This window comes from Vibrio sp. B183 (assembly GCF_000740665.1).
Classification (GTDB): Bacteria; Pseudomonadota; Gammaproteobacteria; order Enterobacterales; family Vibrionaceae; genus Vibrio; species Vibrio coralliilyticus.
In genome coordinates, this window is the sequence record NZ_JPQB01000004.1 from 52,156 (window position 1) to 66,741 (window position 14,586).

General features: G+C 44.3%; 14 protein-coding genes. 6 read left to right on the plus strand and 8 right to left on the minus strand.

What is annotated here, in order from left to right; translation table 11 throughout:
* Positions 1-108: 108 nt before the first annotated feature.
* On the minus strand, positions 109-1,272 hold the full coding sequence (locus IX95_RS03240; protein WP_038156799.1) for an AAA family ATPase: 1,164 nt from the start codon (positions 1,270-1,272) through the stop codon (positions 109-111).
* A 266-nt stretch (positions 1,273-1,538) separates the two neighbouring features.
* On the opposite strand from IX95_RS03240, the gene IX95_RS03245 reads away from it, so the two are divergent.
* From IX95_RS03245 to IX95_RS03275, 6 genes are all read left to right on the plus strand, one after another.
* Positions 1,539-2,996, plus strand: a complete 1,458-nt coding sequence (locus IX95_RS03245; RefSeq protein WP_038156802.1) for a DUF4150 domain-containing protein — start codon at positions 1,539-1,541, stop codon at positions 2,994-2,996.
* A gap of 11 nt (positions 2,997-3,007) precedes the next feature.
* Positions 3,008-5,158 carry a hypothetical protein gene (locus tag IX95_RS03250; RefSeq protein WP_152561995.1) on the plus strand — a complete coding sequence of 717 codons (2,151 nt, stop codon included), beginning with the start codon at positions 3,008-3,010 and terminating at the stop codon, positions 5,156-5,158.
* On the plus strand, positions 5,143-5,703 hold the full coding sequence (locus IX95_RS03255) for a lysozyme inhibitor LprI family protein (protein WP_038156804.1): 561 nt from the start codon (positions 5,143-5,145) through the stop codon (positions 5,701-5,703). Before IX95_RS03250 ends, IX95_RS03255 begins: the two co-directional genes overlap by 16 nt.
* A 205-nt stretch (positions 5,704-5,908) precedes the next feature.
* Positions 5,909-6,328 (plus strand): hypothetical protein, encoded by a 420-nt coding sequence (locus IX95_RS03260; RefSeq protein ID WP_038156807.1) that lies wholly within the window; start codon positions 5,909-5,911, stop codon positions 6,326-6,328.
* Complete coding sequence (locus tag IX95_RS03265; RefSeq protein WP_038156810.1) at positions 6,328-6,867, plus strand: hypothetical protein; 540 nt, start codon at positions 6,328-6,330, stop codon at positions 6,865-6,867. Before IX95_RS03260 ends, IX95_RS03265 begins: the two co-directional genes overlap by 1 nt.
* Positions 6,868-7,289: 422 nt before the next feature.
* Positions 7,290-7,790: a hypothetical protein gene (locus IX95_RS03275; RefSeq protein WP_152561996.1), complete on the plus strand. Its 501-nt coding sequence runs from the start codon at positions 7,290-7,292 to the stop codon at positions 7,788-7,790.
* A gap of 44 nt (positions 7,791-7,834) precedes the next feature.
* Here IX95_RS03275 and cyoE read toward each other — a convergent pair whose 3' ends face one another.
* From cyoE to IX95_RS03310, 7 genes are all read right to left on the minus strand, one after another.
* Positions 7,835-8,701 (minus strand): heme o synthase, encoded by an 867-nt coding sequence (gene cyoE, locus IX95_RS03280; RefSeq protein WP_006961882.1) that lies wholly within the window; start codon positions 8,699-8,701, stop codon positions 7,835-7,837.
* A gap of 8 nt (positions 8,702-8,709) precedes the next feature.
* A complete protein-coding gene (gene cyoD / locus IX95_RS03285) occupies positions 8,710-9,021 on the minus strand; it encodes a cytochrome o ubiquinol oxidase subunit IV (RefSeq protein WP_038156814.1) in 312 nt (103 codons plus the stop codon).
* On the minus strand, positions 9,021-9,617 hold the full coding sequence (gene cyoC / locus IX95_RS03290) for a cytochrome o ubiquinol oxidase subunit III (RefSeq protein WP_021455231.1): 597 nt from the start codon (positions 9,615-9,617) through the stop codon (positions 9,021-9,023). Before cyoC ends, cyoD begins: the two co-directional genes overlap by 1 nt.
* Positions 9,607-11,643, minus strand: coding sequence for a cytochrome o ubiquinol oxidase subunit I (cyoB, locus tag IX95_RS03295; RefSeq protein ID WP_019275229.1), 2,037 nt, complete (start codon positions 11,641-11,643; stop codon positions 9,607-9,609). Before cyoB ends, cyoC begins: the two co-directional genes overlap by 11 nt.
* Positions 11,643-12,530, minus strand: coding sequence for a ubiquinol oxidase subunit II (gene cyoA, locus IX95_RS03300; RefSeq protein WP_081885397.1), 888 nt, complete (start codon positions 12,528-12,530; stop codon positions 11,643-11,645). The genes cyoB and cyoA overlap by 1 nt, the downstream gene beginning before the upstream one ends.
* A 634-nt stretch (positions 12,531-13,164) precedes the next feature.
* The gene (locus tag IX95_RS03305) at positions 13,165-13,530 is read right to left on the minus strand and encodes a RidA family protein (protein WP_038156817.1); all 366 of its coding nucleotides are present in this window, start codon (positions 13,528-13,530) and stop codon (positions 13,165-13,167) included.
* 13 nt (positions 13,531-13,543) lie between these two features.
* Positions 13,544-14,572: a lactonase family protein gene (locus IX95_RS03310; RefSeq protein WP_038156820.1), complete on the minus strand. Its 1,029-nt coding sequence runs from the start codon at positions 14,570-14,572 to the stop codon at positions 13,544-13,546.
* Between the last annotated feature and the right edge of the window lie 14 nt (positions 14,573-14,586).

Sequence of the window (14,586 nt, forward strand, 5' to 3'; positions counted from 1 at the left end):
ATTGAACGTAACTTTGAGTTTAGTCGCGATTGGCGTTTAACGAGAGGTGCATAGACCATAATTTAATCTCCTTTTTAGGGAGAAAAAATACACTGAGATTTTTTCTGTTTAAGAATCAGGCCAGTACCAATTTGGAGATGAAAGAGGGTCCAAACCCGGAATAATCGTCTGACCAAACTCCTTGTCTAGCTGAATAGCATTGCATTCTGGATGCTCAGCCAACGCCGCAATCAAACGTGGAGCATGAGACACAACCCAGACCTGAGTATTCTCGGCCGCGTGAGAAATTAGACGCGCTAAAGCAGGCAACAAATCTGGATGAAGACTGGTTTCTGGCTCATTAAGAATCATCAAGCTTGGTGGTCGAGGCGTAAGAAGAGCGGCCACCCACAGCAAGTAACGTAAAGTCCCATCTGACAACTCAGCACCACTCAATGGTCGGAGCAAACCATGCTGGGAAAACTCCAACGAGAATCGACCATCAACCTGATTCACAATACGGATGCTGGCGCCGGGAAACGCATAGTCGATTGCTTTATAAAGTACCTCTTTGTCACCAATTTCGATAATGGTCTGTAAAGCAGCGGCCAGATCGCGGCCGTCATGATGTAAAACCGGAGTACGAGTCCCAAGTTGAGGTTGTCTGGCGGGGGCATCTTTGTCAGTTCTGAAATGATCGTAGAAGCGCCAGCCGCGAATCGTTTCCCGCAACATAAACGCCTCTGGCGTTGCCATTGGGTCGGCAATTTGATCAAACAGGCTATGATAAGTGGCGATGTGGCTTGAAATGACTTGCCATTTTCGGCCTTCACGCGCTTTAATCGCGGGCCCATTTCGGTCAATAAGTGCACTGGCTGGTCGATACAACGGACCATTCCAAATACATTCACGTTTAATCTCTGGGTCAAAGCCAAACATTGACATCGTCGGCGCTGGTAAACCTAATGAAATCGCGTAGCTGAACTCTTCAGTGGCAAAGCCAAGCTTGAGGCGTTTGACCTTCTGCCTTACTGTCGCTTCAATGGCATGTTCGCCTCGCTTCATCGAGTTGGTTATCTTTTCCGGCCCCGCCCAGAAAGTTGAATCTAGGCCACCTTCAGTCGCGAGCGCAGACACCACACCACCTTGCGCTGTATCCGCCAACAAACGAAGTGCTTTATACAAGTTGGATTTACCGGTGCCATTGGCGCCCGTTATCACATTCAATCTGCCTAGTGGAATAACCAGATTTAGAATCGAACGATAATTATTGATCGCCAACGCTGTAATCATATTCACATCTCGTTTAAATAAAATAAAACATATATTGAAAAACTATTAATCGAACGTTAACATTCGATCGTCTACATGTCATGCGGCCCCCAGTATTGACGAGCTCCACAGTGTGGACCCTACCTTTTTGTGAGACATTCAGCCAAAACCTTTCAATTTAGTCATTTAGAACGGTAAACCATTCATTTTAACTAACCTTTTGGTTAGATTGATGTGCGCTTTATTTTATATCATTGCTTATCTTTTTTGTTGATTCAGGTTACATCATGGGTGTCACAGTTTGCGCAAATGGGCTGAGCGTGGTTCACAAGGGATCGGGAGGGGAAGCAAATGCAACTCTACCCGACGTTTGTTTGACGACAGTAGGTAATTCCGTTGTACCAATTCCATATGGTAACAATGCGAAGTCGGCAGATCTTGTCGGCGGAACCACAACGGTATCTATGGATGGTGGTAATAGTATTGCGATCAAAGGCAGCAAATTTGCAGCAAGTACTGGTGATGCTGGTGGTGATAAAAAAGGCGTGTCATCTGGCACGATTGAGTCCGAAGCTGAATTTATCTCTGCTTCTCCAACCGTCACAATGGAAGGGATTGGTGTTTGTCGCCTGACGGACCAGATGACCATGAATATGGCCAACACCATGTGCCTTGGTGGTGTACAAAACCCTTCCGTCTCTGTCACTGAGGATCAGGAAGGCACCTACACACTCGAACTTACTTGCAAATACCCCAATGGACAGCCTTACGCGAATGCACCATTTGAACTGAGAGAGTCAGGCGGTGGCCCAATTGGTGCAGGTGTACTGGATGCAACAGGTTGTGGCACCGTCAGCGGCTTACCTCTAAAAGAGTGTATTTTGGTGCTAAAAGAGACCGCAGACACCTATACCCCGAACGCAACCTTGCCAGAAAACGCCCCAACAGAAACATACGAAGATTCTCATGACTTTTGTACTTTTGTTGCGGGAAGAAGAGCGCCGTTTTGGGAAGACAAAGTCGGTGTTGCCAATGACTGGGGCATCTTGCTCTCACCTTCTTTTAGCGATGATGATTTCAAAGCTATGGTCTACGAACAAAGCCGAATCTTGTCACCCCATGTCGTCAGCAAAAATCATTCTAACGATTTCTCCGAGTCTTTCGTTTCATCCCTTTTCCACATTCAGAAAGATCTTGAATCACTAGAAAAGTACGAATCTCTACTTGAACTCCTTTTCGAGAAAGTGCATGAGAACGGCGATATCCTGCGCATCCTGTTCCAGGCCGATCTTCTGGACCCGCCTTCTGAACTGCTTGCCAAGCTACGTTTGTTGGGTACAGGTAATACCATACAGCACCTTCAACTGGTTCTTTGGACACTCATCAACCAACAGCTTTGTGGCTTTATTGATGACTTGATTGCTGCATTGGACATGCGATTAGAGTTTATTCAGGCACAAGCTGAGGCTCGCTCTCTGACTGCAGTTCAAGAAGGCGTTCAAGGCTATCGAGATGGCATGAAAGTGATGTCTCGTGCGCTTCCTGATGTCTTCAGTGAAATCCTCACCCAGACTAACGATAAGCTTTTAACCATTTCAGGCATGGCGATTGGCACCATAGTGAATGTCACGGGTCAATCAGGTTTCGCAACGAACTCAGGTGAAATCAACGCCGTTGTCTACACCAAAGCCAACAACCTCAACCGTCCTTCTTTCATTGTCTTTGACGACGTTTTCTCAGATTAAGGTATGACCTCATGGATGCAGTTTTTCCTATAACACAAAGAAATGGCGAGCCCTATCATACACTTAGTGATTTCACTAAACTGTTCGACCAAGTTAAGAGCGGTCGTTACCTCCTAGGGCAAGGTTATGGTTGGCACAGTGGTGTCCACTTGACGTCCAAGATGGTGCCTTGGGGTAAAGGATTAAGACCTATCCAGGCAATGATGGACGGGAAAATTGTCGCTTATCGTATTCACGCTGACTATCAAACCACCACATACAAAGACCAAGAGCTCAAATACAGTAACAACTTCGTTCTACTGGAACATGAATACAAAAACCCTGAGAAAGATGACGAAGTCTTTAAACTGTACTCTCTCTACATGCATCTTGCTCCGCCATCCGATATCGGGGCGAATTCATCGCTGACGACTCGTTATAAGTTGGTTGACGATGGGTGGAACGTCCGAACGTTTAAACTTGGTGGTGATCCTAAAAGAGGGCAAGTGGAAAGCAAAGTCTCTATGTCAAGCGGTACGGTTTTGGAGTATTTGCATGCAGAAGAGCAAGAAACGGTAAAATTTGAAATTGGGGATCACACTTATAAGATGATTAAGTGCCGCGTTGTTCAATTAGGTGACTCCCCTTCATCTAGCGAAAAACAAATGAAAGGCAAAATCGTCTGGTTTGCGGCGGGTAAAGACAGCGATTTCGATATTCTTAACGACACTTCTGTGATGGTCCCTGAGCCTGTCTCTGAGCCAGAGTGGATGTCTAAAAATGCCGCCTCATTGCGCGATGGCAGCGTCGTAACACTGGGCCTCCCCTTACCACTCAACATCGACTTTGGCGCTATCGAAGTGAAAGCGGGGGATGAACTGGGCTATATGGGGCTTCACGAGTACAGTAACGATGCCCACGCCACCAAGAAAGAAGACAACCGAGTCCACATAGAGCTATTTTCCATAGAAAAACCGCCTGAGTTTTTCTTAAAAAATATTGCCCCAAAAAATGCAGAAGAAAGCCCCCTTATCACCATTGACGGCAGTGGGAGTGATGGCGCTCTGAGCGTATCCAATTCATTCTACAGCCAACTGCTCGAAGAGCTATCCAAAGGTGAAGAGATTGATTTCTCGGCATTCAAACCAAGAGAAGCCAAGGTTTACTTAGAAAACAAACGTAAACACTTTGAGCGCGTTATCGCAAAGCACCCTTCTGACTGGTATACAGACGTCACTAAAGATAGCTATTCTATGATTCATCAACTCGCCAAAGAAGTGATGGATGAAAAGTACATGACAGGTTTTGTTTCTGAAAAGGACTATCTAGAGTCACCTTGGCGTAGTGAGGTCATGAACCATCACGAAATATTCTCACAGCATGAACTAGAAAGAGCGGATAAGTTTTCTTGGATGCAAGACACCCAAAGCAAGATTACGCTCCCAGACGATAAAAGTGTCTGGCATTATTGGCCTTTTTCCGTATTACTAAAATCATGCACATTAAAACCTAAATGTAACATTTCCAACTTCTACACAGTTGGAACGAGTAAGGGAGTTGCGAGAATATCCAAGCTAACTTTCGATAAAATTTTGGAAATTGAAAAGTACGAACCTAAGCCATATGTCCCTGAAAACTCAGATGAAAGTGGCATTACTATTGGTTATGGTTACGACTTGGGTCACCAAGATAGAGGGACTGCATTAAAAGAACTCACTTCAGTTTTAGGAGAAAGTAAAACTCAAACACTGATAAAAGTACTGGGGAAAAAAGGTGATATTGCTCGTTCATTTCTTTCAGAGGTTAGCAATATCACAATTGACATTACTGAAGCAAAGAATCTCGCTTGGATAATGAAAAAGCGATATGTTTTAAGCGTCGTCGATAGCTACCCAGAATCAATAAAGCTACACCCTCATTGTCAAGGAGCTTTGCTTTCTCTTGTTATAAATAGAGGTCATAGTTTTGGTAGCCCAACAAATAGGAAATCATGGTCTAACAGAAAGGAAATGAGAGATATAGCTAAACATTTACAAGAAAATAAAGTCAATTTGATTTCTAATGATATAAGGAGTATGAAACGACTATGGGAAGGAAAAGGCCTATCAGGCTTAATATCTCGTAGGGAATTTGAAGCAAAAATGTTTGATGATTATGGTGACTGTAAATGTTTTCAAGAATGAAATTATTACCTTTATTGTTTATTACATATTCTGGTTATTCACTATCTTATCAGATGTATGACTTTTCCGACAATTATGTAGAAAAACTAAAGCAACGTGAATCAGAGTATAAAGAATATGATACTGAACTCAATAACCGATACAAAATCATCAAGAATAAGCTAAGCGATTCCGAATTAGACGAGGAATTTAAAAGCTCTCAACTAGAATGGATAAATTACAAGACTCAAGCTTGTTCTGTAGAAGAGTTTTTCCCTAACGGAGAACCAATTACTGATGTAATGACAAAATATTTAATCGCCGAATGTAATTCATGGGTCACAAAGGCAAGGTTGGTTGAATTTGACTATATAGAAAATAATAATGTTGAGTTAGCCTATTTAATTTACAGTCAAGAAAACAATATCAAGCCCTTAGATCAGCCGATGAAATCATGGAATGACTATATAGAAAAAAGTTGCCAAATAAATAATAAGTTATACAGCGAGAGTAATGAATCTTGTAAAATGAGATTGAATTTCTATTATAAGGAAATATCGCTATAATCGGTAATGGTGTTGGGAACAAACATTTGACCTCCACAATATTAAAGATGTCCATGTTTCCACCACCTTGTTATATTATTCTGGTTTGAAATTATGCCAGATTAAACCTTTTCAAAACATCACTATAAAAATAGTTATTTAAATTTTTTATAGATATAATATAAAAATCAGAAATACTCAAGTATATATTCTAGGTTTGAAACGGATGAAATCACTAGTTGTAGTCACTCTCATATCTAACTCAATAGTAAGTGAAAATTTTGATGGGTATTATTCATTAGAATGTGGGGCTTTTCATGAGCCATTTGGGGAAGTATCAATTAAGAATGAAGAAGCAGTGATTGAAGTGGCCAGCAATCAAGTATATATCAAAGCCAGAGTCCTAAACCATGATGATAGTTATCACCTGTATTACAGCTCGTCAGATATCGGGCTAGGAGGCTTTGATATACCATTTGATACTATAGATGCTACATATCCAATTGCAAAAATCAGCCAAACAGAAAATGGAATAGCGTTTAACTGGTTTGGTCTCATCGATTCAGATGGAAATAGGATTAATCTACCTGTTTCTTCCTTACCTATCGATAAAGGTATATTGAGACTTAAAAAGTGTGATGAATAATGAAGTCAAACTATTTGATATTAGCAATATTTCACTTACTTTTCATTAACTCATCTTTAGCTTTTGAAGATGAGTATTTTAATGTGAGCTTTGCAAATTCATCATTCATGATAAAAACCAACCCTATTGATACTTCCCTGTTTATCTACAAGGGTAACATTCTTGTTCTCAAAGCTAGTAACTTTACTATCGATGGGTATAGTACTTTAAAGGAAATAAAACCCAGCTCAGATGGATTCACCATAGTTAATAAAGGTAATAGTTTCTCTGGACAGTTTGAAATATACATCTCGTATGAAAACAATGAATTTATAGTAAGAAAAACAAAATCTTATATAAGTTATGTATCAGATGGTATCTTTTCAATAACTAAAAAATGTCAGAAGAACACTAACATATTATTAGAGGGTGCATCGGTGTCTGACTTAGAACCTCTTTTGTTTCTGGAGAATGACAAAGGATTCAATAAATATTGCCACATCTATGTAGATTCCGACTATAATTTATCTTGGATTGAAGAAAGGTTTAAATTTGTATGATCTATACCCTATAAAAAAGGAAAACCAAGTCCATTATAATAATATAGCTTATTATCTATCTAAGGGTGGATATCATAAACTTTCGATCGATATTCTAGAAAAACTAACAGCCATTGTTCCTAATAGAACTGTCGCCTACCTTAACCTTGCTGATTCGTATCAAGAATTAAAAAAACACAAACTTGCGAAAAGAAATTATTTGATTTATTACAACCTAATGAGGAAACATAATCAATCTAATAAAGTTCCTGAGAGAGTATATAATTATCTTGAAATCGAAAACCTTAAAGATAGTATCGTAGAAAAATAAGCAAGATATCTATGTGTAATGAAGGTAAAGAAGTATCAAAACCATTTACTCCTCATTTTGGATCGAGTTTTCAATAATAATGAAAATAAAAAACACACTAGTAGCATTAGCTATGGCAGCTGCATTCCCAGCTTTCTCAATTGCCACATTGGTGACAGAGCAGGGGGATAGGATTGATATTTCCGAACAAGATCACGAGTACGCTCCCTATGTTCTGTCAATCACTACCGGAAGTAAAACCACCAAAGTAGACGAATATACTGTTGAAGGAGGACCGCCGATTTTCAACGGTATGGATGAAATATCCCTAAGAAACAACCCGTACCTTTTAGTTCAAATAACCTGGGACATAAACCACTTCGATATAAAAGGGACTCAATATACTTCTTATCTGTACAAGTTTGACAATGGCTCACTTATACGTGAAAAGAACATATCTCGGGACAAGAACTTAGATGGTTTTTCTGGATACTACTCTGATGGCGGCACGAGCGAGTATAAATACGATACTAAAGATCAAAAAATACTTGTTATCTACTTATGGGAACTAAAAAAGCGCCCCGTCCTTTCTCTGCTTACACAAACATGCCGGTATCGGATATCTCAGGCATAAAACCGTTATCGGCTTAGCAGATTCAGGAAGGAGCGCTTAACTCGTTAGATGGGTAGTGGAATCAGCTCCAGACCCAGCACGCCACTGATGCTCATCACCACCAGCAGAGAGACTTTAAACACCGACTTCGACCATTGGACGTAATTGCTGTAGTCAACCTTGCGAAACGTCACCTGCGTCCACATAAAGCACACAACAGCGGCAACCGCTAGGTATTCATAGCCAGCCTCTCCCAATAGGAATAGAGCCAGTGAGACGGCACCAAAAGCCGCAACATATGCCTTCATATGGCGATGAGCTTTGTTGATGCCTTCTTTCACTGGCAAAACTGGAATGCCCGCGTCACGGTAATCTTGCATACGGAACATCGCAATCGCGTACGAGTGCGGCATTTGCCATAAGCAGAACATGGTAAACAGCAGAATGGCCTCAAGGCTGATGTAGTTTGTTACCGCCAGATAGCCCACCAGAGGTGGCACTGCACCGGAAATGCTACCCACTAACGTGCCGTACACAGACGTACGCTTGTACCACATGGTGTAGAAAAACACGTAAAACACGTAGCCCAAAAGCACTACCACTGCCGATAGCGGATTGGCGAGCTGAAACAACAAGGCGGTCCCGCTGAGTAGCATCACCAAGGCATAGACAAACGCAACATCGATATTGATGTTACCTTTGACCGTTTCTCGATTTTGAGTGCGCTTCATCTTTTGGTCGATGTCTCGATCAAAGATGTTGTTCACTACGCAGCCTGAAGCAATCACAAGCCCGACACCAGCGAGTGTCGCCAGTAACAAGTTCAGACTTGCGTGCTCTGTTTTTGCGGCAAGGAAAAAACCCGCCGCAACAGATATCAGGTTGCCGAAAATGATGCCCGGTTTGGTAATAGACAAATAACTTTTCAGCATACTCTGGCCTACAGCTTCATGTTGACGTTCATGTTGTAGATGATCCACACCGAGCCAGCGATAAGAATCAAGACAACGATGGCAGTAAACATCAGTGACACTAGGTTCCAGCGACCATCGGAGGTTTTTACTTCCATATGCAGGAAGTACTTAAAGTGCACAAAGATTTGTACCAGAGCACAACCAAACAGAAGAACATATGTTGTCGTGTCGGGCAGTGATTGCGTCCAAACAAAGTAGAACGGAATCACGGTCAAAATCAGAGATGCAACGAAACCTTTAACGTAATCCGACGCTCCCGTTTCCAGATGTTGTTCCATTACATAACCCCCAACAAGTAAACGATGGTGAAGACACAGATCCAAACAATGTCTAGGAAGTGCCAGAACAGGCTCAGGCAGTTAAAGCGCATCGCCATATTGTCGTTAAGACCTTTCGTCGACAGTTGGTGATAGCACACAGCCAGCCAGATAAGACCAAACGTCACGTGCAGGCCGTGAGTGCCCACCAGCGTGAAGAACGCAGAAAGAAATGCGCTCGCCTGTGGGCCGTAGCCCTCAGCAATCAAGTGATGGAACTCGTACACTTCCATGCCGATAAAGCCAAGCCCAAGCAAGAAAGTCACTTGCAACCAACGCTTTAAACCCGCGACATCTTTGCGTTTCATCGCAATCATGCCAAAGCCAAACGTGATACTACTGAACAGCAGCAGCATGGTTTCAACGAACACAAATGGCAGTTCGAAAATATCTTTACCTGTCGGCCCGCTAATCGAGCCGCTTTCTAGTACTGCATAAGTCGCAAACAGGGTCGCAAACAGTACGCAGTCACTCATCAGGTAAACCCAGAAACCGAACAGCTTGTTGCCGCTGGTGTCGTGGTGATCATGAGCGTGAGACGCGATGTTAGCTTGCATACGTCACCTCCAGATCGTCTTTCTTATTATCATCTTGCACAGGTTTTTTATTTGCTTCTTCAAACTGAGCACGGCGCTCAGCTTCAATCGCTTTTATCTCTTCGACTTCAACGTAGTAGTCCACGTCATCGTTGTAGCTGTGTTGGATACAGGTGACGATGATGCCAACGAAACTCGCTGCTGCCAGCCACCAGATGTACCAAATCATCGCAAAACCAAATACCAGTGCCCATGCAGATACATAAATACCTGTCGGCGTGTTTTTCGGCATATGGATACGCTCGTATTCCACTTCTTTGGTTGGGTCGAACTCACCGCTCTGCTTCTGATACCAGAATGCGTCCAGTTCGTCGCCTTTTGGTAAATGCGCGAAGTTGTAGAACGGCGGAGGTGAAGACGTCGCCCACTCAAACGTACGGCCACCCCATGGGTCACCTGTCAGATCACGATTCTGTTCGCGATCACGGATACTGACATAAATCTGGATGAACTGGCATACGACGCCCATCGCAATCACAGCAGTACCTGCCGCAGCAACAGCCAGCAGAGGGAAGTACTCTGGGTTAATGTCTTGGCTCAAGCGACGAGTCATACCCATAAAGCCCAGTGCGTACAGTGGTAGGAAAGCCATCAGGAAGCCGACAATCCAAAGATAGAATGCACGCTTGCCCCACGCTTCGTTCATCGTGAAGCCAGTCGCTTTCGGGAACCAGTAAGTGATTGCCGCAAAACAACCAAACACCACACCACCGATGATGACGTTATGGAAGTGCGCGATCAGGAATACTGAGTTGTGAAGAACAAAGTCAGCACCCGGAACCGCCATCAGTACGCCAGTCATACCACCGACTGAGAAGGTGATCAGGAAGCCCACCGTCCACATCATTGGCGTTGTAAAGCGAATGCGGCCTTTGTACATGGTGAACAACCAGTTGAAAATCTTCACCCCGGTTGGGATGGAAATGATCATGGTTGCGATACCGAAGAAGGCGTTAACGTTCGCACCCGATCCCATAGTGAAGAAGTGGTGCAGCCATACGACAAACGCCAGAATAGTGATCACTACCGTTGCCCACACCAGCGACGTGTAACCAAACAACTTCTTGCGAGAGAAGGTCGCGGTCACTTCCGAGAACACACCAAAAATTGGCAGGATCAGGATGTACACCTCTGGGTGGCCCCATGCCCAAATCAAGTTGACGTACATCATCACGTTGCCGCCAAGATCATTGGTGAAGAAATGGAATCCGAGGTATCGATCCAGTGTCAGCAATGCAATCGTCACTGTCAGGATTGGGAACGAAATGATGATAAGGATGTTGGCACATAGAGACGCCCAAGTGAAAACTGGCATCTTCATCATTGGCATAGACGGAGTGCGCATACGCAGGATAGTGGCGAAGAAGTTCACACCCGTCAGCGTGGTACCGACACCGGATATCTGCAAGGCCCATATCCAATAATCGACCCCAACTCCTGGGCTAGCATCAATACCCGACAGAGGCGGATACGCTAACCAGCCAGTACGACCAAATTCACCTAAGCCTAGTGACATATTGGTCAGGATGACACCAACAATAAACAACCAGAAGCTGAGGTTGTTCAGATACGGGAAGGCAACATCACGAGCACCGATCTGCAATGGAACAATGATGTTCATCAGGCCGATAACCAGAGGCATCGCGACGAAGAAAATCATGATCACGCCGTGCGCGGTGAAAATCTGGTCATAGTGATGAGGTGGCAGGTAACCCGCTTCACCCGCAGAAGACAGCAACTGCTGACTGCGCATCATGACGGCGTCGGCAAATCCGCGCACAAGCATCACCATCGCAACTGCGATGTACATAAAGCCGAGTTTTTTGTGGTCTACTGACGTAAACCACTCGTTCCACAGGTACTGCCATTTCCCTGCTTTGGTCACCGCGACAACCACTGCCAAGCCAACCAAAGCGACAATCGCTAAGGTGATGACGATGATGGGTTCGTGGTATGGAATTGAATCGAGAGTTAATCTTCCAAACATTACGATTGTCCTTGGTTTTCAGGCAAACAGTTCATTGAACCAGGATGCTGGGTCACGACATCAGTAAACAAAAACGGTGGCACACTGGAGAACAGCGTGACTGGCTCAGCGACACTTGGTGCTGCCAGCGAGCGGAATTGCTCCCAGTCTTCGATGCGATTTGGGCTGGCTTTCACCTTCTGCACCCAGTTCAGGAATGCCGCGCGATCAGGCATAGCGGACGCAGTAAACTTCATCTGCGAGAAACCTTTTCCGCTGTAGTTTGAAGCAAAGCCTTTGTAATCGCCTTCATGGTTAGCAATCAGGTTCAGCTTGGTCACCATGCCCGGCATCGCGTAGATCTGTGTCCCAAGGCGTGGGATAAAGAACGCGTTCATAATGTTGTCTGACGTCAGTTTGAAATTGACCGGGACATCTTTCGGAAACGCAACGTAGTTAACCGTTGCAATGTGTTCTTCCGGATAGATGAACAGCCATTTCCAGTCGAGTGACACCACTTCAATCGTCATGGGTTTCACATCACTCACCAGAGGCTTAGACGGCTCCAGTTCGTGCGTTGAACGCCATGTAATGGTGGCAAGAATCGCGATGATGATGATAGGAATCGTCCATACCACCACTTCGATCTTGGTCGAGTGAGCCCATTCAGGCGCGTACTCTTCGTCGGTGTTAGTTGCGCGGTATCGGTAGGCGAAGTAAATCGTCATCAGAATCACTGGGATCACAACGATCAACATCAGCAAAAGAGCGGTAATAATCAGCTCTTTTTCCTGGACACCAATAGCACCTTTCGGGTCAAGCAAAGCAGAATTACATCCTGAGAGCAGCAGAATGGCGGTCACCAAACTTCCCCTCGACAAGATGCGTTTATATCTTGAGGCTTCCATTAACTTTCTCGATGTTTGTCCGGTTGCAGGGCAATGCCTGAAGGCCGGTTGTTATAGTCATTAGAATGTTTATGTGTTCAGCATGTGCAGCATCGCAAAGCAAAGTGTGGGGTTATCAAATAAGCAATCCGGTTAAAAACCATGCTGCTTATATGGTTTAATTGTTACACTTCGAAATACAATGTTACATTCTGCGCATTATGCTTAGATCGAAATTGAAGCTCATCTGTCGAACTTGGAAACTAACCTTCCATTAATGAAATTGACGTATTGATGAACAGCCGCTTATCGCCCACAACGCCGTTGACGTGCCACATAAGAAAGCCATGAAAGATAAGGGATAGCTGCCGATTAACAGTTCAATTGAGCAATAAGTCACTTACTCACCTTTAACTGGCTAAACAGATCGATCTACAGATAAATAAATGTGACATTTATCACATTAAGGAATTCACGTAGTTTTTGATGGGTATTCACAGCAAAAATCATCAGCAACGCCAATACATTCATCAATGAAATCATTACGACCTTATCGACGCTATGATGAGCAATGCGACTGCGCGCCAAGCAGAGAAGGTAAAAAAATCCCCATCATAGGACGGGGATTGGAGATGAAAATGAGGTGGGCGAAAAGCTACTGAAAGCGTTCTCCAGCCGCAGCAACAAACGCCATTTCGACCAAGAGATCGGGATTCGCCAGTTCGACTTTTACACATGCACGGCTCGGTGCTGCTCCTGGCGGAAACCAGTTATCCCACTCTTGGTTCAACGCATCAAAATTAGCAAAATCAGTCACATATATGGTGACTGATAAGATGCGGGACTTATCACTGTCGACGCTGCTGAGCATCTGCTCTGCCTGAGCGAAGATCTGCTGAACCTGACCTTGCATGTCTGCAGAAGTATCGCCCTCTGCTACTTCGACAAAATGCGCAATACCGTTAAATACGGTCACGTCAGACCAACGTTTGGTCGGGTTAATTCGGTGTACTTGTTTCATTTGATTCTCAATATTAGTGCTCAATCAGACAAACAGGTGCATCAATTTGGCACTGGTAATTTGCCGGGCTGAGGAGCCCTGTTGATTGGCAACGTAGGTAACTAGCGAGATTATTAGAATGTTGATTGGCAACAATTAGCCAGTTGCCATCAGATGATAACGTAAAGTCTCGCGGAAATTGGCCCTGACAATCTTGCGCCGCTAACCACGAAGGTAACCCATCTACCAACTCGAAAATGCTAATCGCATTCTGCTGACGACAAGAAACGTAGATAAAGCGCTCATCACAAGACAGCTTGATCGCTGCGGCAGCCTCTCCTTTTGGCTGGCCGGGCAGTAAGTCACACTGGTCTACCATACGCCAGTGGCTACCTTCCTTAGTCAGCGTAATCAGCGTTTCCGCTAACTCGCATACAACGTAAGCCATGTCTTCATCGCCATTCATCACCAGATGCCTAGGGCCACAGCCGGAGGGCAGTGAGATGGTTTGATGAAGTTGGAACTGGTCACTTTGTGTATCAATGTCATAGAGATGCAGCGAATCACTACCCAAATCGACCACAGCCAACTGAAGTGTGTGATTTAAAAACTGCACCTGATGAGCATGCGGCGATTGCTGACGCTCACTGTTCGCGCCTTTACCATCCACAAACAGGTCCGCGACGAGTTTGAGCGGCTTTCCATCGCCATCCAGCACGTAGACATTCACATTTCCGGAACCATAATTGGCCACCGCTACATATCGCTGCTGGCAATCCACATCAATATGACAAGGGTAGTCACCTTCAATGGCCAACACGCCAGAGCGAGCATCCGACTGAAACACCAAAGCAGCGCTGTCGGAGCGGGAAACTTCAGAAAATGTATAAAGGCCAGAGGAAGTATGAGTGAGGTAAGAGGGATTGCGTATCACCATGGCATCATCAAGTCGCGTCAGTTCCCCTGAAGAGGTGTTTAGACTCACTTGAGCAATACCCTGGCTCTGACTGGGATCGTCGGTATAGGTACCAACATAAAAATGTAAGTGATTACTTGCTTTCATTATTGACCAGATAA

Bases quoted from the DNA above. Each gene is read 5' to 3' on its own strand.
- cyoC (WP_021455231.1), bottom strand. From the start codon at position 9,617: ATGCAAGCTAACATCGCGTCTCACGCTCATGATCACCACGACACCAGC.
- IX95_RS03255 (WP_038156804.1), top strand. From the start codon at position 5,143: ATGTTTTCAAGAATGAAATTATTACCTTTATTGTTTATTACATATTCT.
- cyoB (WP_019275229.1), bottom strand. From the start codon at position 11,643: ATGTTTGGAAGATTAACTCTCGATTCAATTCCATACCACGAACCCATC.
- IX95_RS03240 (WP_038156799.1), bottom strand. From the start codon at position 1,272: ATGATTACAGCGTTGGCGATCAATAATTATCGTTCGATTCTAAATCTG.
- cyoD (WP_038156814.1), bottom strand. From the start codon at position 9,021: ATGGAACAACATCTGGAAACGGGAGCGTCGGATTACGTTAAAGGTTTC.
- IX95_RS03275 (WP_152561996.1), top strand. From the start codon at position 7,290: ATGGCAGCTGCATTCCCAGCTTTCTCAATTGCCACATTGGTGACAGAG.
- cyoA (WP_081885397.1), bottom strand. From the start codon at position 12,530: ATGGAAGCCTCAAGATATAAACGCATCTTGTCGAGGGGAAGTTTGGTG.
- IX95_RS03250 (WP_152561995.1), top strand. From the start codon at position 3,008: ATGGATGCAGTTTTTCCTATAACACAAAGAAATGGCGAGCCCTATCAT.
- IX95_RS03265 (WP_038156810.1), top strand. From the start codon at position 6,328: ATGAAGTCAAACTATTTGATATTAGCAATATTTCACTTACTTTTCATT.
- IX95_RS03245 (WP_038156802.1), top strand. From the start codon at position 1,539: ATGGGTGTCACAGTTTGCGCAAATGGGCTGAGCGTGGTTCACAAGGGA.
- IX95_RS03260 (WP_038156807.1), top strand. From the start codon at position 5,909: ATGAAATCACTAGTTGTAGTCACTCTCATATCTAACTCAATAGTAAGT.
- IX95_RS03305 (WP_038156817.1), bottom strand. From the start codon at position 13,530: ATGAAACAAGTACACCGAATTAACCCGACCAAACGTTGGTCTGACGTG.
- IX95_RS03310 (WP_038156820.1), bottom strand. From the start codon at position 14,572: ATGAAAGCAAGTAATCACTTACATTTTTATGTTGGTACCTATACCGAC.
- cyoE (WP_006961882.1), bottom strand. From the start codon at position 8,701: ATGCTGAAAAGTTATTTGTCTATTACCAAACCGGGCATCATTTTCGGC.